The sequence below is a fragment of the Pseudomonas sp. YH-1 genome, assembly GCF_051990045.1.
Taxonomy (GTDB): domain Bacteria; phylum Pseudomonadota; class Gammaproteobacteria; order Pseudomonadales; family Pseudomonadaceae; genus Pseudomonas; species Pseudomonas nicosulfuronedens.
Window position 1 is genome coordinate 2,974,221 of sequence record NZ_CP178184.1, and the last position, 17,611, is coordinate 2,991,831.

At 67.0% G+C, this 17,611-nt stretch carries 16 protein-coding genes; 6 read left to right on the forward strand and 10 right to left on the reverse strand.

Annotated elements, in window-relative coordinates; genetic code table 11:
• Positions 1-225: 225 nt before the first annotated feature.
• Positions 226-1,788: a sigma-54-dependent transcriptional regulator gene (locus ACKI1H_RS13880; RefSeq protein WP_440468630.1), complete on the forward strand. Its 1,563-nt coding sequence runs from the start codon at positions 226-228 to the stop codon at positions 1,786-1,788.
• Positions 1,789-1,832: 44 nt separating this feature from the next.
• Here ACKI1H_RS13880 and ACKI1H_RS13885 read toward each other — a convergent pair whose 3' ends face one another.
• Positions 1,833-2,201, reverse strand: a complete 369-nt coding sequence (locus tag ACKI1H_RS13885; protein WP_138522502.1) for a hypothetical protein — start codon at positions 2,199-2,201, stop codon at positions 1,833-1,835.
• Between the two features lie 112 nt (positions 2,202-2,313).
• Here ACKI1H_RS13885 and ACKI1H_RS13890 point away from each other — a divergent pair, with 112 nt between their 5' ends.
• Together ACKI1H_RS13890 and ACKI1H_RS13895 are read left to right on the forward strand one after the other, a co-directional pair.
• The gene (locus ACKI1H_RS13890; protein WP_440468631.1) at positions 2,314-6,630 is read left to right on the forward strand and encodes an Lhr family helicase; all 4,317 of its coding nucleotides are present in this window, start codon (positions 2,314-2,316) and stop codon (positions 6,628-6,630) included.
• A 57-nt stretch (positions 6,631-6,687) separates the two neighbouring features.
• The gene (locus ACKI1H_RS13895; RefSeq protein WP_440468632.1) at positions 6,688-8,208 is read left to right on the forward strand and encodes a glycosyltransferase family 39 protein; all 1,521 of its coding nucleotides are present in this window, start codon (positions 6,688-6,690) and stop codon (positions 8,206-8,208) included.
• Positions 8,209-8,220: 12 nt separating this feature from the next.
• Here ACKI1H_RS13895 and ACKI1H_RS13900 read toward each other — a convergent pair whose 3' ends face one another.
• Positions 8,221-8,538, reverse strand: a complete 318-nt coding sequence (locus tag ACKI1H_RS13900; RefSeq protein WP_081518014.1) for an Mpo1-like protein — start codon at positions 8,536-8,538, stop codon at positions 8,221-8,223.
• Between the two features lie 169 nt (positions 8,539-8,707).
• Between ACKI1H_RS13900 and ACKI1H_RS13905 the strand changes: the two genes are divergently transcribed.
• Positions 8,708-9,253: a hypothetical protein gene (locus ACKI1H_RS13905; RefSeq protein WP_440468633.1), complete on the forward strand. Its 546-nt coding sequence runs from the start codon at positions 8,708-8,710 to the stop codon at positions 9,251-9,253.
• A gap of 143 nt (positions 9,254-9,396) precedes the next feature.
• Positions 9,397-10,395 carry an AraC family transcriptional regulator gene (locus ACKI1H_RS13910; RefSeq protein WP_138522496.1) on the forward strand — a complete coding sequence of 333 codons (999 nt, stop codon included), beginning with the start codon at positions 9,397-9,399 and terminating at the stop codon, positions 10,393-10,395.
• 182 nt (positions 10,396-10,577) lie between these two features.
• Here the strand turns inward: ACKI1H_RS13910 and ACKI1H_RS13915 are convergent, their stop codons facing one another.
• On the reverse strand, positions 10,578-12,032 hold the full coding sequence (locus ACKI1H_RS13915; RefSeq protein ID WP_440468634.1) for a TrkH family potassium uptake protein: 1,455 nt from the start codon (positions 12,030-12,032) through the stop codon (positions 10,578-10,580).
• Positions 12,033-12,211: 179 nt separating this feature from the next.
• Here ACKI1H_RS13915 and ACKI1H_RS13920 point away from each other — a divergent pair, with 179 nt between their 5' ends.
• Entirely contained in the window at positions 12,212-12,772 is a 561-nt protein-coding gene (locus tag ACKI1H_RS13920; protein ID WP_440468635.1) for a nitroreductase family protein, read from the forward strand.
• Here ACKI1H_RS13920 and ACKI1H_RS13925 read toward each other — a convergent pair.
• From ACKI1H_RS13925 to ACKI1H_RS13955, 7 genes are all read right to left on the reverse strand, one after another.
• On the reverse strand, positions 12,753-13,244 hold the full coding sequence (locus ACKI1H_RS13925; RefSeq protein ID WP_440468636.1) for a hypothetical protein: 492 nt from the start codon (positions 13,242-13,244) through the stop codon (positions 12,753-12,755). The genes ACKI1H_RS13920 and ACKI1H_RS13925 overlap by 20 nt on opposite strands.
• Before the next feature lie 26 nt (positions 13,245-13,270).
• Positions 13,271-14,608, reverse strand: a complete 1,338-nt coding sequence (locus tag ACKI1H_RS13930) for a sensor histidine kinase (RefSeq protein WP_138522489.1) — start codon at positions 14,606-14,608, stop codon at positions 13,271-13,273.
• A 93-nt stretch (positions 14,609-14,701) separates the two neighbouring features.
• Complete coding sequence (locus ACKI1H_RS13935) at positions 14,702-15,163, reverse strand: Spy/CpxP family protein refolding chaperone (RefSeq protein WP_138522487.1); 462 nt, start codon at positions 15,161-15,163, stop codon at positions 14,702-14,704.
• 170 nt (positions 15,164-15,333) lie between these two features.
• Positions 15,334-16,011 carry a response regulator transcription factor gene (locus ACKI1H_RS13940; protein ID WP_045210141.1) on the reverse strand — a complete coding sequence of 226 codons (678 nt, stop codon included), beginning with the start codon at positions 16,009-16,011 and terminating at the stop codon, positions 15,334-15,336.
• 13 nt (positions 16,012-16,024) lie between these two features.
• Positions 16,025-16,435, reverse strand: coding sequence for a translation initiation factor 2 (IF-2, GTPase) (locus ACKI1H_RS13945; RefSeq protein ID WP_440468637.1), 411 nt, complete (start codon positions 16,433-16,435; stop codon positions 16,025-16,027).
• Positions 16,436-16,542: 107 nt separating this feature from the next.
• Positions 16,543-16,842, reverse strand: a complete 300-nt coding sequence (locus ACKI1H_RS13950; RefSeq protein WP_037011035.1) for a YciI family protein — start codon at positions 16,840-16,842, stop codon at positions 16,543-16,545.
• Position 16,843: 1 nt separating this feature from the next.
• The gene (locus tag ACKI1H_RS13955; protein WP_138522481.1) at positions 16,844-17,431 is read right to left on the reverse strand and encodes a septation protein A; all 588 of its coding nucleotides are present in this window, start codon (positions 17,429-17,431) and stop codon (positions 16,844-16,846) included.
• Positions 17,432-17,611: the final 180 nt, after the last annotated feature.

Consider the following 17,611-nt stretch of genomic DNA (forward strand, 5'->3'; position numbering starts at 1 on the left):
TGACTCACAAATAGCGCGATGCGTCCCGGTGATCAGCCCCCTGGCGCTGCGCTGGAGCGCGCCAAACGCAGATATTCGTAAAGAAATGATTACGCTTGGCGGCGCAGGTGTCCGGCCATGGCTTGAAGGTGGGGTGATCTGTCACATATTCTTGACGGTAATTTCCGGCCGCCTTGCGAAAATCCGTGCCGGAGCGCCCACCACAACGACAACCACGGGCCCGCCATGCGCATCAAAGTGCACTGCCAGAACCGCGTCGGTATCCTGCGCGACATCCTTAACCTGCTGGTCGACTACGGCATCAACGTCAACCGCGGCGAGGTCGGCGGCGAGCAGGGCAACGCCATCTACCTGCTCTGCCCGAACCTCATCAACCTTCAGTTCCAGTCGCTCAAGCCCAAGCTCGAAGCGGTGCCCGGTGTATTCGGCGTCAAGCGTGTCGGCCTGATGCCCAGCGAACGCCGCCACCTGGAGCTGAATGCGCTGCTGGCGGCGCTGGAGTTCCCGGTGCTGTCCATCGACATGGCCGGGCAGATAGTCGCCGGTAACCGTGCCGCTGCGCAGTTGCTGGGTGTGCGCGTGGATGAGGTTCCGGGCATCCCGCTGTCACGCTACGTCGAAGACCTCGACCTGCCGGAGCTGGTGCGGGCCAACAAGGCGCGCATCAATGGCCTGCGGGTGAAGGTGAAGGGCGATGTGTTCCTCGCCGACATCGCGCCGCTACAGACCGAACATGACGAAAGCGAAGCGCTGGCCGGTGCCGTGCTTACGTTGCACCGTGCCGACCGCGTCGGCGAGCGCATCTACAACGTACGGCGCCTGGAGCTGCGCGGCTTCGACAGCATCTTCCAGAGTTCGCGGGTGATGGCTGCCGTGGTCCGCGAAGCGCGGCGCATGGCGCCGCTGGACGCGCCGCTGCTGATCGAAGGCGAGACGGGCACCGGCAAGGAGCTGCTGGCCCGCGCCTGCCACCTCGCCAGCCCGCGCGGGCAGTCGCCATTCATGGCGCTGAACTGCGCCGGCCTGCCCGAATCCATGGCCGAGACCGAACTGTTCGGCTACGGCCCCGGCGCCTTCGACGGCGCCCGTCCGGAAGGCAAGCTCGGCCTGCTGGAGCTGACCGCTGGCGGCACGCTGTTTCTCGACGGTGTCGGCGAGATGAGCCCGCGCCTGCAGGCCAAGCTGCTGCGCTTCCTGCAGGACGGCTGCTTCCGCCGCGTGGGCAGCGACGAAGAGGTTTACCTGGACGTGCGGGTGATCTGTGCGACCCAGGTGGACCTGTCCGAGCTCTGCACCAAGGGCGAATTCCGCCAGGACCTCTACCACCGCCTCAACGTGCTGTCGCTGCACATCCCGCCGCTGCGCGAATGCCTGGATGGCCTGGAACCGCTGGTGGAACACTTCCTCGACCAGGCCAGTCGGCAGATCGGCTGTTCGCTGCCCAAGCTCTCGCCACAGGCGCTGGACCGCCTCGGCCGCTATCACTGGCCGGGCAACGTACGGCAGCTGGAGAACGCGCTGTTCCAGGCGGTTTCACTGTGCGAAGGCGGCACCATCCGCCCCGAACACATTCGCCTGCCGGACTATGGCGCGCCGCATCCGCTGGGGGACTTCTCCCTGGACGGCGGACTGGATGCCATTGTCGGGCGGTTCGAGAGGGCAGTGCTGGAGCGTCTCTACCGCGAGCACCCGAGCAGCCGGCAGCTGGGCAAGCGGCTGGGGGTGTCGCACACCACCATTGCCAACAAGCTGCGGATGCATGGGTTGGGGCACAACGAGGAGTCCTGACCGCGCCCTGCCCGTGACTCATCGGCAGAGCCGACGGCTCTCCGTCACCAGGTCTTCGGCCGATACCCCTTCACGCAGGCCCGCACCTCATCGTCGATCACATTCCCCGGCTTGATGCAGTCGGACAGCTTGCGTGGGCTGTCGCTATAGGGTGAGGCCGCGGGCGCCGCCTCGACTCCGGTCGGAGACAGGCCCAGCCGGCTTTGCAGCACCACCCAGCGCTCCGCCAGCCAGGCATGGCTGGCTGGATCGCGCCACAGGGCGGTGCCGGCGGCGAGGATCAGCAACGGAACGAGAAACCACAGCAACGGCTTCACCAGCATCCGCCAGTTGCGTTTTGGGTCTTCGGGCGGCTTCTGCCGGTTCTGTTGCCGGACCTGCTCCCAGTAATAGTCGCGATCACGGTCGCTCATCGAATGTCATTCCGCCGGGTGGATGAGTGAAGAGTAATGGCTGGCGCGGCCTGCGGCGAGGCGCGATCAGTGGTCCTTGTGACGGGCTTCGCGCACCACCATATTGGTCGGCATGACCGCTCCCCGAACCTCCTCTCGCGCCCAGCGAGCCGATGTGCTGTCCGCTTTCCATCCGGCGGTGGCCGGCTGGTTTCGCGCGCACTTCAAGGCTCCCACCGAGGCGCAGGTGCAGGCGTGGCCGGCAATCCAGGCCGGCGAGTCGACCCTGGTGGCGGCGCCCACCGGCTCGGGCAAGACACTCACTGCCTTCCTCTCGGCCATCGATGCCCTGGTTCGCGAGGGGCTGGCAAACGGTGGCGCGCTGCCGGACCGCACCACGGTGGTGTATGTCTCGCCGCTCAAGGCGCTGTCCAACGATATCCGCATCAACCTCGACGAGCCCCTGGCCGGCATCCGCGCGGCGCTGGTGGACTTGGGCCTGCCGGAGGTGGCTATCCGCACAGCAGTGCGCACCGGCGACACCACCTCCAGCGAGCGCGAAGCCATGCGCCGGCAGGTGCCACACATCCTCGTTACCACGCCCGAATCGCTCTACGTCCTCCTGGGGTCGGATTCCGGCCGCGCCATGCTCGCCGGCGCGCGCAGCGTCATCATCGATGAAATCCATGCGCTGGCCGCCAGCAAGCGTGGCAGCCATCTGGCGCTGTCGCTGGAGCGCCTGCAGGCCTTGTGCGAAGCACCGCTGGTGCGCATTGGCCTGTCTGCCACGCAGAAACCCATCGAGGCAGTGGCGGGCTTTCTGGTAGGGCGCCACCAGGCCTGCCGTATCGTCGACATCGGCTACAGCCGCGAGCGTGACCTGAACCTGGAAGTGCCGGCGGCGCCGCTGGAGGCGGTGATGTCCCACGAGGTCTGGGACAAGGTCTACGACCGCCTCGCCGAACTGGCCGGCGAGCACCGCACCACGCTGGTGTTCGTCAACACCCGGCGGCTGTCCGAGCGGGTCACCCGGCATCTGGCCGAGCGCATCGGCGCCGGCTGGGTGGCGGCGCACCACGGCAGCCTGTCCAAGGAACTGCGCCTGGGCGCCGAGCGGCGGCTCAAGGCCGGGCAATTGAAAGTGCTGGTGGCTACCGCTTCGCTGGAGCTGGGCATCGATATCGGCGACGTCGATCTGGTCTGCCAGATCGGCTCGCCGCGCTCCATCGCTGCCTTTCTGCAGCGCGTCGGGCGCTCCGGCCACAGCGTCGGCGGCACGCCCAAGGGCCGGCTGTTCCCGACTTCGCGGGACGACCTGATCGAATGCGTGGCGCTGCTCGACAGCGTGCGGCACAACGAGTTGGACGCGCTGAGCATTCCCCACGCGCCGCTGGACGTGCTGGCCCAGCAGATCGTCGCCGAAGTGGCCTGCCAGGAATGGTGCGAAGATGCGCTGTTCGAGCTGTTCACCGCCGCGCAACCCTACGTCGACCTCAGCCGCGAGCAGTTCGACGCGCTGCTGCGCACCCTTGCCGAGGGCTACACCAGCCGCAACGGCCAGCGCGGCGCCTACCTGCACCGCGACGCCGTGCACCAGCGTCTGCGCGGCCGGCGCGGGGCCAAACTCACCGCCGTGACCTCCGGCGGCACCATCCCTGATACCGGCGACTACGCCGTGCTGCTGGAGCCGCAGGGCCTCACGGTGGGCACGGTGAACGAGGACTTCGCGGTGGAGAGCCTGGCCGGCGATGTGTTCCAGTTGGGCAATATCTCCTACCGCATCCTGCGCGTGGAGCCGGGCCGCGTGCGCGTCGAGGACGCCCAGGGCCAGCCGCCGAACATTCCCTTCTGGCTCGGCGAAGCGCCGGGCCGCACCGACGAACTGTCCGTCAGCGTTGCGCGCCTGCGCGGGCAGTTGGATGAACTTCTGGCCCAGGGCGAGCACGACGACGCTCCCTTGCAGCGGGCCATCACCTGGTTGCAGGACGAGCTGGGCCTGAGCGACGCGGCAGCGCGTCAGCTGGTGGAGTACCTGGCCCGCGCGCGCCACGCCCTCGGTGCGCTGCCCACGCAGGAGACGCTGATCCTCGAGCGCTTCTTCGATGAGTCTGGCGGCATGCAGCTGGTCATCCATTCGCCCTACGGCAGCCGACTCAATCGCGCCTGGGGCCTGGCGTTGCGCAAACGTTTCTGCCGCACCTTCAACTTCGAACTGCAGGCCGCCGCCACCGAGGACGCGATCATCCTCTCGCTGTCGACCAGCCACAGCTTCCCGCTGGACGAAGTTTGGCGCTACCTGCATTCCAACAGCGCGGAGCACGTGCTGATCCAGGCGTTGCTCGACGCGCCGCTGTTCGGCGTGCGCTGGCGCTGGAACGCCACCACCGCGCTGGCGTTGCCGCGTTACAGCGGCGGCCGCAAGGTCGCTCCGCAGTTGCAGCGCATGCGCAGCGAAGACCTGCTGGCCTCGGTGTTCCCCGACCAGGTGGCATGTCTGGAGAACATCGTCGGCGAACGCGAGATTCCCGATCACCCACTGGTAGCGCAAACCCTCGACGACTGCCTGCACGAGGCGATGGACAGCGAAGGCTGGCTCGATCTGCTGCGTCGCATGGAGCGCAGCGAGATCACCCTGTTGGCGCGCGATCTGCCGGCTCCGTCGCCGCTGGCGGCGGAAGTGCTGTCCGCCAGCCCGTACGCCTTCCTCGACGATGCGCCGCTGGAAGAGCGCCGCACCCAGGCCGTGCAAAGCCGCCGCTGGACCGATCCGGAAAGCGCCGACGACCTCGGCGCGCTGGATGCCGAAGCCATCGACGCGGTGCGCGCCGAGGCCTGGCCCGAAGCCCGCGACGCCGACGAAATGCATGAGGCGCTGACCGGCCTGGGCGGCATCCGCGAGAGCGAGGCTCGATCCAACGAGGGCTGGCCTTTATTGCTCAAGTCATTGGCCAAGGCAGGGCGGGCGACACGCCTGGAGCTGCTGGCGGGTGATGTGTGGGTGGCAGCGGAACGGCTCAGCCAATGGCTTGCCCTGCATCCTCAAGTCGCGATGAAGCCCCGGCTCGATCTGCCTGCGGCACTGCGTGAACCCTGCTCGGCGGACGAGGCGCAGGTCGAACTGGTGCGGGCGCGGCTGACTGGCTTCGGCCCGCGACTGTTGCGTGAGCTGGCGGAAGACCTGGGCATTTCCAGTGGCGATACCGGCTTCGCCCTGGCCAGCCTGGAGCGCGAGGGTTACGTGCTACGCGGTCGGTTCACGCCGGGCACGAGCGAGGAGGAGTGGTGCGAGCGCCACCTGCTGGCGCGCATCCATCGCTATACGGTCAAGCGCCTGCGCCGAGAGATCGAACCGGTGGCGCGGGCGGATTTCATGCGTTTCCTGTTCGACTGGCAGCGGGTATCCGCTGGGTCGCGAGTGCGCGGTGCGGAGTCCCTGGCCGGCGTGCTCAGCCAACTGGAAGGCTTCCAGGCCGCCGCCAGTGCCTGGGAAAGCGACATCCTGCCCAGTCGTGTAGCCGACTACGGAATCAACTGGCTGGACGATCTGTGCCGTGCCGGTCGTATCGTCTGGGCGCGCCTGCCGGGCCGAACCACCTCGAAGGGGCGTGGCGGCCCGCTGAAAAGCACGCCCATCGTGCTGCTGCCGCGTGCGCAGATGGCGCAGTGGAGTGCGTTGAGCGCGGGGCAGGCGGATGCCGAGCTGTCCGCCAAGGCCAGCAAGGTGCTGGAGGTGCTCAAGGAGCACGGCGCGTCCTTCTTCGAAGAGTTGGCCAGTGACAGCCACCTGCTGCGCACCGAACTGGAAACCGTGCTGGGCGAGTTGGTAGCGGCGGGGCGGGTGAATGCCGACAGCTTCGCGGGGCTGCGCGCTCTGCTGATGCCGGCCGCGCGGCGCCATCCGCAGCGTCGCTCGCGTACGCCGCTGTTCGGCATGGCCGATGCCGGGCGCTGGGCACTGCTGCGCCGTTCCACGCTGGAGCCGGGCGCGCGATTGCCAGCGGAAGTGCTCGAACATGTCGCCATGACCCTGCTGCGCCGCTACGGCGTGGTCTGCTGGCGTTTGCTGGACCGCGAGGCCGATTGGTTGCCGCCGTGGCGCGATCTGCTGCGGGTCTACCATCGCCTGGAAGCGCGCGGGGAAATCCGCGGCGGGCGATTCGTCGCCGGGCTGACCGGCGAGCAGTTCGCCCTGCCCGAAGCCGTTGGCCTGCTGCGCGAAGTGCGCCGCCGTGAAACGAGCGGCGATTGGGTGGTGGTCTCGGCGGTCGACCCGCTGAACCTGGCCGGCACCCTGCTGCCGGGACGCAAGGTGCCAGCCGTGAGCGGCAACCGCGTGCTCTATCGCGATGGCGTGCCGGTGGGGGCATTGATTGCCGGGGAGGTGGAGCTGCTCGCGGAGCTGGCGCCGGAAGACCAGGCCCGCGCGCGGGAACTGCTGATCCGCCGGTAAGCCGGGCGCGGCTGACGTACACTCAGCGGCACGGACGTTTCTCCCTGCGAGGCTGTGATGTCTTCCCGCGAGCCCCTGAGTCTACTGGTCCTGTTGCGCCAGTGGTGGTTCCTGCCGCTGCTGGCCCTCGCGCTGGGCCTGCGGCTGTACGGGCTGACGGGCTCGGCCATCTGGGGAGACGAAAGCTCCAGCCTGTTCCTCGCCCGCTATTCGCCAGTGCAACTCTGGCAGCACGCTGCCCATGACGTGCATCCGCCGCTGTACTTCTACCTGCTGCACCTGTGGACCGCGTTGTTCGGCGAGAGCGCGCTGTCGCTGCGCCTGCTCAGCGCCGTGTTCGGCACGCTGGCGGTCTTCCTCGGTGGCTGGCTGGCCTGGAGGATCGCCAGTCGCCGCGCAGCCTTGCTCGCTGTCCTGCTGCTGGCGCTGTTGCCCACGGCGGTGCGCTACAGCCAGGAAGTGCGCATGTATTCCTTGCTCGGCTGCTGGCTGCTGGCGGCAACCCTGGCCTTGCTCTACTGGCGGGAGGAGGGGCGACGGCGCTGCCTGCTGGCCTACGTGCTGCTGATGACGGCGGCGTTCTATACCCACTACTTCAGCCTGTTCGGACTGCTGGTGCACTGGGTCTGGCTGGCGACGCTGCCGAACAGTCCGCTGCGCCGCCGTGACTGGTGGCTGGCCAACCTGGCCATCGCCGTGCTGTTCCTGCCCTGGCTGCCGGGCCTGCTGGACCTGGTTCGCCACATGGAGGTGCTGGTCGCCGGTGGCGACGTGGGCTGGGAGCCGCCGGTGGATGCCCGCTCCGTCCCCTCGATGCTCTGGCAATGGCTGGCACAGTCGGATGGCAATGAGCTGCTCTGGCCACTGTTGGTGGGCGTTCCGTTGCTGGTGGTGGGGGCGATGCTGCTGGTGCTGCGTCGGGATCACAGACGCCAGCGCGCCGGCCTGTTGCTGTCGCTCTACGTCGGCCTGCCGCTGCTGTTGCTGTACGCCGCGTCCTTCATTTCGCCGGTGTTCGTCGAACGCTACCTGACGGCCTTCGCGCTGGGCCTGCCGCTGCTGTTCGCGCTGGCGCTGGACCGCTTGCTGGAGTTGCGGCGGGCGCTGGGAGTCGTGACGCTGGCGACATTGCTGAGCCTGCAAGGCCTGGGACTGGCGCGCGCCTACCAGACAGCCCCGGATGAGCAGTTCGACGGCATGGTCGCCTACGTCAACGCCCATTACCGAGCCGGTGACCGGGTGGTGGTGGACGATATCCTCTGGTACCTGGCGTTCCGTTACTACAACCGCACCGGCAGCGAGCCGCTGCTGTACACCGCGCCGGCGCCGGATGGTTCGTCCGGACGGCCGGGCCGTTACGGCTTCGGCTCGCTGATCGATGATCGCCAGCACAGCTTCGTCGACCGCCTGGCCGACCTGCCCCACGACGAGGGGCGCGTGTGGCTGGTGATGAGCCGCTACAACGACGAGGAGATTCCCGATGTGCCCGCCAACTGGCGACGCATCGCCCAGCATGCCGGCGGGGAAGTGCAGGCGCTGCTGTTCGAGCGCGCGTCGCTGCGTAACGCCGCGCGCTGACCGCTCAATGGCTTAGAAGCGGATGCGCCCGGTGAAGGCATCCTTGAGCATCACCCAGTCGCCCATCAGCGACCACAACGGGTATTTGAAGGTGGCCGGGCGGTTCTTCTCGAACACGAAGTGGCCGACCCAGGCGAAGCCGTAGCCGGCCAGCGGCATGGCCAGCAGCCACAGCCAGTGCCCGCTGACGAGGGCGTAGGCGAGGATCGACAGCACCAGCAGGCTGCCCACGTAGTGCAGGCGTCGGCACACGGCATTGCTGTGTTCCTGCAGGTAGTAGGGGTAGAACTCGGCAAAGCTCTGGAATCGATCGGCGGTCTGGGTGCTCATGACGCACTTCCTGTTCTTGTGATCCCTTCAGTTTAGGCCCGCTCCCGCGCTTGCGGGTGACCCTGGGTGCCAGTTTAGTGTCCGCGCGCTGCCAGTCGGATTGGCGCCTGGATCAACTGGAAAGGAAAGTGCCGGAGTGGACATAGCTGAATTCAAATGGGCGGCGGTCGTGTTCGGCATGCTGCTGGGGCTGGGTATCACCCGGGTACTGTCCAGTGTGGCGGCGGCTATCCGCTCGCGCGGGACTGCCGGTATGGATTGGGTGGCGCTGTCCTGGGCCGCCTGTGTTTTCGCCACACAGTTGGAACAGTGGTGGGCGTTCGCCGACTTCAGCCAGATCGTCAAACAGTGGACGTTCCTGACCTTCCTCACCCTCATCAGCTCGCCTTTGCTGCTCTACTTCACCGCCGCGCTGATCCTTCCCAACCATGAACTCAAGCCCGGCGAGGACCCTCGGGAACTCTTCAGTCAGCACGGTCGTTGGGCGCTGATGTTCATCGCGCTCTACTACTTGTTGAACCTGGTCGAGACGCAGTATTTCTGGCACGAGTCGCTGCTCAATGGTTGGGCAGGATTGAATCTGGTGCTGATCGTTCTGCCCCTGCTGGCCTTCTTCGCGCGTGACTGGATGGCGCGCCTGATTGCGCTCTGCAACCTGGGCCTGACCGGCGTGTTCATCTTCGTCGACATCAGCATTCCCGTTCCGGTCGGCTGACCCCGCGGGCGTTGCGCTGGCCTGCTCGTTCTATACACTGGGCGGCGCCCCCGGTCGGACGGGTACCGCGTGGGGTGATACCGCGTTCGCCTGCTGAGCGGGTGGAAGTGGCCAGAACAATAATCGAGCAAGACGAGCCGAGCATGCCTGAGCGTACGACCCTGTCCAGCTGGGTGCGGGGAATCGTCCAGTCCCTGGAATTGGAGGGTCTCGACAGCCGAGCGCTGTTCGCTGAACTGGGGCTGGATTTTGCTGCCCTCGACGATCCCGATGCGCGCTTTCCGCAGGACGCCATGAGCCGCCTGTGGAACCGGGCCGTGGAGCTGTCCGGCAACCCGGCCATCGCCCTGAACATCGCCCGCGTGCACACGCCGGCGTTCCCGGTGGTGGGCTATGCGCTGATGTCCAGCCGCAACCTGGGCGAGGGGTTCGAGCGCCTGGAGCGCTACCAGCGGATCATCGCCGAGGGCGCCGACCTGACCTTCCGCCGTCTGCCTGAGGGCTGCCTGTACCGCATCGTGGTCCACGGCGACCGTTTGCCAGTGCCGCGACAGAGCGCCGAGTGCTCGCTGGCCAGCCTGATCGCCATGCTGCGCTGGATCACCGGGCGGGCCATCAAACCGCTGGAGGTGCGTCTGGCCGGAGACGCGCCGCAGAACGTCGAGCCTTACCGGGAGCTGTTCCAGGCGCCGCTGAGCTTTGGCCATGCCGACTGCGCCATGCTGTTTTCCCACGAAGACATGGCCGCGCCGCTGCCTACCGCCAACGAGGAGCTGGCGCGCCTGCACGATCGTTTCGCCGGGGAATACCTGGCGCGCTTCGTCAGCAGCCGCTTCAGCCACCAGACGCGTCAGGTACTGTGCCGCCTGCTGCCCCAGGGCGAGCCCAAGCGCGAGAGCGTGGCCCAGGCGCTGCACCTGTCCGAGCGCACCCTGCAGCGTCGCCTGCAGGAAGAGGGCACCAGCTACCAGCAGTTGCTAGATGACACCCGCCGCGAGCTGGCCCAGCAGTACCTCGCCACGCCGCGCATGACGCTGCTGGAAATCGCCTACCTGCTGGGGTTCTCTGAGCCGAGCAACTTCTTCCGCGCCTTCCGCCGCTGGTTCGGCAAGACGCCAGGGGAGTATCGCGAGGAGTTGTGATTCCTCTGGCGTCAATCGGCTGGTTGTAGGAGCGAGCTTGCTCGCGAACCGCTTGACGCCAGATCAGTAGGATGGGTGGAGCGCAGCGATACCCATGCTGCCCGTGCCAGGATTGATGAGTATCGCTGCGCTCCACGCCATGCTACGACGTGCTCAACCTGCAACCCGGGTTGCAGGGGCGATCAGTGCCGCCAGAACGCCGGAGTGAACAGCACCAGCACGGTGATGATCTCCAGGCGGCCCGCCAGCATGCCGGCGCAGAGCAGCCATTTGGCGGCATCCGGCAGCGAGGCGAAGTTGCCCGAGGGGCCGATGATCGGGCCCATGCCCGGACCGACGCCGGCCACGGTGCTGGCCGCGCCGGTCAGCGAGGTCATCCAGTCCAGGCCGAGGAACGACAGGCCCAGCGCCAGGGCACCGACGGTGGCGCCGAAGAAGAACGAGAAGGTCAGGATCGAACGCACGATCTCTTCGTCCAGGCGATGGCCGTTGTAGCTCTGCTTGATCACCGCGCGCGGATGGATCAGCTGGTAGAGGCTGGCGCGCAGCAGGGTGAAGGCCACCTGGAAGCGGAAGATCTTGATGCCGCCGGCGGTGGAGCCGGAGCAGCCGCCGATGAAGCCCAGGTAGAAGAACAGCATGATCGAGAAGTGACCCCACAGGCTGTAGTCGCCCAGGGCGAAGCCGGTGGTGGTCATCACCGAGGTGACGTTCACTGCAACGATGCGGAAGGCGTCCAGCCAGGGCAGGTCGGAGTTCACCGAGTACCAGGTGCCCATCACCAGCCAGGTGAAGACCAGCAGGCCGATGAAGCCGTGCACCTGGTGGTCGCGGATCAGCGCCTTGCGGTTGCCGCGCAGGGTGGAGACGTAGAGCACGAAGGGGATGCTGCCCAGGATCATCACCACCACCGCCACCCAGTGCACCGCGGGCTGGTGCCACTTGGCCAGGGATTGGTCGGAGGTGGAGAAGCCGCCGGTGGAGATCGCCGACATGGCGTGGTTGAGCGAGTCGAACAGGCCCATGCCGGCCCACCAGAACGCCAGGGTACCGGCGATGGTGATGGCCACGTAAACCCCGACTATGTACTTGGCCACCATGTGCGAGCGCGGCATGACCTTGTCGGAGCGGTCGGAGGATTCGGTCTGGAACAGGCGCATGCCGCCGATGCGCAGCATCGGCAGGATCGCCACCGCCATGGCGATGAAGCCGATACCGCCCAGCCAGTGCAGCAGCGAGCGCCAGATGAGGATGCCGGGGGACATCTTGTCCAGCCCGGATAGCACGGTCGAGCCGGTGGCGGTGATGCCCGACATGCTCTCGAAGATCGCGTCGGTGAAGCTGATGTGCCGGGCGAACATGAAGGGCAGGGAGGAGAAGAAACAGACGATCACCCAGCTCGATACGGTGAGCATGTACATGTCCCGCGGGCGCAGGTGCACATGTTCCGGGCGACCCGGGATGACCATGCCCAGCCCGCAGGTGAAGGTGATGATCGCCGACCAGATGAACGGGTGCAGCTCGTTGGCGCGGCCGTAATACAGCAGCGTGGCCATGGGGACCAGCATGGCGACCGCCAGGGTAATCACGAAGATGCCGATGATGAATCCGAGGGTACGTAGTGTCGGCAGGGCCATGCGCTGGAGTTCTGGAATGACGGGAACCGGCCATTCTACCTGCCGTCTGGCGAGAGTAAACCGCGTGACTCCGTTCCGCTTTACAAGTTGAGCGGGAAAGGCTGGCGCTGTCTTTGCTGGGAAAATGCGAACCTTTTGCGTCTACAATGGCGGCTTTCGAGATTGACTGGAGGCAGCCCATGGAGGCTCTCGACGCGTTGCTCAACCGTGTGTCCCATGCTCGCCTGAGCGAGCCGGCACCGTCTGCCGAGCAGCTGGACCGCCTGTTCCGCAGCGCCTTGCGCGCCCCGGACCACGGGCAACTGCGCCCCTGGCGCTTCCTCACCGTGGAAGGCGAGGCGCGCAAGGCGCTGGGAGAGCTGTTCGCCCGCGCCGTGACGGCGAATGAGCCGGACGGCAAGCCCGAGGCGCTGGACAAGGCTCGCGCCATGCCGCTGCGCGCGCCGTTGCTGGTGGTGGCCGTAGCGCGTCTGCAGGATCACCCCAAGGTGCCGGAAATCGAGCAGTGGCTGGCGGCGGGTTGCGCCGCCCACGGCATCATCCAGGCGGCCTACGTCGAAGGATTGGGAGCGATGTGGCGGACCGGCGCCATGGCGTTCGATCCGCTGGTGCGCGAAGGCCTGGGCCTGGCCGAGAACGAGCGCATCGTCGGTTTCATCTACCTCGGGACGCCGATTGGCGAACTGCGCCGCCCGGCGCCGTTGGACCCGGCCGAATTCGTCAGCGCCTGGCGGGGCTGAGCGGCAGTTCCAGGCGAACCTTCCAGCCGCCATGCTTGCCAGGACGTGGGGCGCGCCAGAGCAGGTGCCCGCCCTGCCAGACGGCCAGGCGTCGCGCTGCAGGCAGGGCTTCCGGCAGCCAGGCCCGCGCCTGTGGGTCGTAGCCTTGCAGATCCAGACGCAGCTCACCGCGTGCTGAACTGAGCGACAGCTCCAACGCAGCATGCGGATGGCGCGCCAGCGCCCCTTCCAGCACGGCGTCCAACGCTTCGCCCAGCGCATCCGGCCAGCTTTCCAGTGGCCAGGTGCCGCTTTGCGGCAGGCTCAGGCGCAGGCCCGGCCAGCGTGCGCGCCATTGCGTGGCGAGGCGCGCCAGTTCCACCGCCAGCACCAGGTACTGCGGATCGTCGTAGGGTTCGCTGCGCAGCAGGGTAGCCGGCGGCAGCGGCCGTTGCAGGGCGGGAATCGGGGTAGCGAAGGCGGGTAGGCTCATGGTGGCTCTCCGAAAATGCGCTCGGTTCAGGCGCCCTGGCGGCGCAGCGGCAGGTCGATGCTGGCGACGAATCCACCCTCGGGATGGTTGCTCAGGCGCAGCCGTCCGTGGTGGCGCTCGATGGCGCGTCGGGCAATCGCCAGGCCCAGGCCATGGCCGGGGCTGCTCTGGTTGGGAGCGCGGAAGAAGGGTTCGCCCAGTTGCGCCAGGTGTTCCTCGCTGGCGCCGGGGCCATGGTCGCGCACGCTGATGTGCAGGCGTTCGCCGTCGATCCGCGCCTGTACTTCCAGCGGCTGCTCCGCCGGGTTGAAACGCAGGCCGTTGCGCAGCAGGTTGTCGAGGGCGCGTTCGAGCATGTCCGGCCAGCCGTCGAGGGCCAGTTGCGGGGCGATGTCGAGCTGGATGTCCTGTTCCGGGTAAAGCAGTTGCGCGTCGTTGCGCAGGCGCTCGAACAGCGGCAGCAGGTCGATGCGGCTGGTCGGGCCGGGCTCGGCGTCGAGGCGGGCGAGGGCGAGGATTTCGCCGATCAGCGCTTCCAGACGGTCGCACTCCTGCTCCAGGCGCGGCCACATGGCGGCGCGCTGCTCGGGACCGGCACGCTCGGCCAGCGCCAGGGCGATGCGCAGGCGTGCCAGCGGTGAGCGCAGTTCATGGGACACATCGCGCAGCAGCTGGCGCTGGCTGCCAATCAACCCTTGCAGACGGGCGCCCATGCGGTTGAAGTCGCGGGCCAGCACGCCCAGTTCGTCGCCACGGCGGGCGAGGCGGGCGAGGCTGTCCTGTTGATAACTGGTCTGGCCGAGGTCATGTACGGCGCGGCGCAGGCGGTTCAGCGGGCGGGTGATGGACAGCGTCAGCAGCAGGCTGAACACGGTCAGTACCACCAGCGCGATACCCAGGGCGCTCAGCGGCCACAGCAGGCTGCTGCGGTGCCAGGCCTGCAGCGTCGGATGGGGGATTCGGTAGATGAACAGGTAGGTCTGGTCAGTGCGGCTGCTGGTGTACTCCTGGCTCAGCTGACGCCAGGGGAAACGCGGCATGTTCTCGCGGTCGAAGTTGTTGTCGCGTGGACGCGGTGGGCGCGGCAGGTAGGTGCCGTTGACCAGGCGCTGGCCGGTTTCGTCGAGCACCTGCACCGATAGCTCGTACTGCTGTCGACGACTTTCCAGCAGCTGTTGTGCTGCATCCGGACCCTTGGTTTCGTAGAGCAGGGTCCATTGCTTGGCAATGTCGTGCAGCCCTGGATAACGGGCGATGACCCAGGTGTCCTGGTTCAGGGCGCGGCCCAGCAGGATCGACAGTCCGGCCACCAGCAACAGCGCGAGCCAGAAGGCGGCGAGGATCCGCCAGAAGAGTGAACGCATGGTCTTCCTGTTCAGCCGCATGGTCTATCCGTTGTCAGGCGCTCCACGGCAAGGCGCCGGGTAAGAACCCGGCGCCTGCACTGCCTGGAGCGATCAGTTGGTCTTGGCGCCGTCCTTCTGGGCCTTCCAGGTCTGGAACTCGGCCCATTCGGCCTTGCGTTGTTCACGCTGCTTCTTCAGCTCGTCGAACTTCTTCTGCTGCTCGGGAGTGAGGAGGCCGCGGACGCTGGCGTCGGTCTTGTCGTGGTTGGCCTTGAGCTCTTCCTGCATGGCCTTGCGGTCGGCCTCGGGCAGCTTGTTCCAGTATTTCTCGGTGATGGCGCGGCGATCTTTCATCGAGTCGCCCATCAGCTTGCCGATCTGCTGGCGCTGGTCCTGGGTCAGGTTCAGTTCGCGGAACGGGCCGCCGTGGTCGCCACGCTGGCCGTGCATGCCCGGGCCATGGTCTTTCATGAACGGGGCCGGCGGCGGAGCGTCGGTCGGCGCGGGAGTGGCCGCCAGCGCGACGGTCGGCAGGGCGGCGGCGATCAGCAGGGCGGTCAGGGTCTTGCGCATGGTGTTTCTCCTTTCAGGGGCCGGTCGTTACCGGATGAGCCCAGTCTAGGGTCGGCAAGGTCAAGGGCGGTCAGTCCCACGTAAAGCTTCGGTAAAGATTACGTGAAGCCCTGCTGGAATCTTTACGAAGCCCGGACCAGAGCGGTCCGGGCGTTCTTGATGGTGAAGGTTCAGGCGGCGTAGAAGTAGCCGCGCCCGCGCAGGGCGAGGATGCGCGGGCGGCCGTCGGGGTGGCTGCCGAGCTTCTTGCGCAGGTTGCTGACGTGCATGTCCAGGCTGCGGTCGTACAGGGTCAGCTTGCGGCCCAGCGCGAGCTGCGCCAGGGCCTGCTTGTCCAGCGGCTCGCCGGGTTGGCGCAGCAGGGCTTCGAGGATGCGGCTCTCGGAGAGGGTGAGGCTGATTTCTTCGGCGCCGATGGTGGCCACGCCGCGCGACAGGTTCAGCGCCAGGTCGCCCAGCTCCAGCTGCGCGGCGGGTTGCGCCGGGTGGCTGCGGCGCAGCACGGCGCGCAGGCGGGCGGTCAGCTCGCGGGGGTCGCAGGGCTTGGCCAGGTAGTCGTCGGCGCCCAGTTCCAGTCCGAGGATGCGGTCCAGCGGCTCGCCGCGGGCGGAGAGCATCAGCACCGGCAGGTCCGGGTGGTCGCTGCGTAGCGACTTGAGCAGTTCCAGGCCGCTGCCGTCGGGCAGCATGACGTCGAGCACGACCGCGTCTGGCGCGCGGCTGCCCAGCGCGGCGCGGGCCTGCGCACCATCGTGGGCGGCGCGGATGCTGAAGCCTTCCTGGGTCAGCCAGGTGGTCAGCAGTTCGCAGAGTTCGACGTCGTCGTCGATCAGCAGCAGTTCACTCATGAAGAGGCTTCTTTCAGTTGATCCATTCGCGGCGCGAACGGCGGCGACCACGGCTCAGCATACCCAGGACGAACGCCAGCAGGGCGGTACCGGCACCGGTCACGTACCAGGTCTGCTGCTCGCTGAGCAGGCGCGGCGGCTGGTTGGCCTGGGCCTCGCGCAGTTGCAGCTTCAAGCGCTGGTTTTCCTGGGTGAGGCGGGCGATGCGGGCTTCGTCCTGGCTGTTATCCGGGTTGGCCAGTTGGGCGGCCAGTTCGGCACGCTGCCGTTCGCTGTCGGCCAGGCGTTGCTCCAGTTCAGGATTGGCGGCCGGCGGTTGAGCTGATGCTTGGACAGCGCTTTGCGCCGGTTGCTCCGTGACGGGCTCTTCGGCGAGGGCGGGCAGCGACAGGGCGAGGCAGGCGAGCAGGGGCAAACGGCGCATCGGCACTCCTTGTTCGATGATGTGCCGCCGTCCATGGCCATCCCGGCGCTGTCCGGCTGCGATGCCCCGTGGCGCTCCGTGCCTCGGGGTGCAACGCTCGCGCGCTGTTAGGGCAGGACTTTCTTGAACGGCTTGACCACGACTTCGGCATAGACGCCGGCGGCGCGGTACGGGTCGGCGTCGGCCCAGGCTTGTGCGGCAGCCAGGGAGTCGAACTCAGCGACGATCAGGCTGCCGGTGAAGCCGGCGGCGCCCGGGTCGTTGCTGTCGATGGCCGGGTGCGGGCCGGCCAGTACCAGGCGGCCTTCTTCCTTCAGCTGCTCCAGGCGTGCGATGTGCGCGGGACGGGCGGCCAGGCGGCGTTCTTGGGAAGCGGTGATATCACGGGCAATGATCGCGTAGAGCATGTCAGTCCTTGGGTTTTTCGCCGGTAGGTTCATCGTGCATGTGGCGGGCCAGGAACACGCCCTGGCCGATCAGGAACAGCAGGGTCATGCCCAGGCTGCCAAATAATTTGAAGTCCACCCAGATGCTAGGGAAGGTGAAAGCGACGTACAGCTGGGCAAACCCGCAAATCAGGAAGAACACTACCCAGGCGATATTCAGCTTCGCCCAGAGGGAATCGGTCAGGTGCACCGCGTGGCCCATGATCCGCTGGATCAACGGGCGGTCACCGACGAAGTGGCTGCCGGCAAAGGCCAAGGCGAACAGCCAGTTCACCACCGGCGCCTTCCACTTGAGAATGGCGTCCTGGTGGAGGGCGAGAGTTAGGCCACCGAACACGAGGCAGGCGCCAAAGGTCAGCCATTGCGCCTTATCAAGCCTGCGTTGGATGACCAGCAGCGCGCCGTAGACCACGATTGAGGAGGCGATCAGCATGGCGGTTGCGGTGTAGATCGGCTCGAAGGTATGGCCAGCGAACTGCACCTCCGCCGGAGCCATCTTGTAGACGATGAAGAAGAGAATCAGGGGAATGAAATCGATGAATTGCTTCATTACGGCAGCCAGAGCCCAGTAGAGCCGGCATAATACCAACCTGCGGATGAACTGAAAGAGCCATCCGCCCAACGCTGCGTCAGATCATGGTTTCAATCCATTGCCGCGGGAGCGTTGGCACAGAAGCGTCTATACAGAAAGCTATCCCGACAGAAATCCATTCCGACACCAAGCCACCCC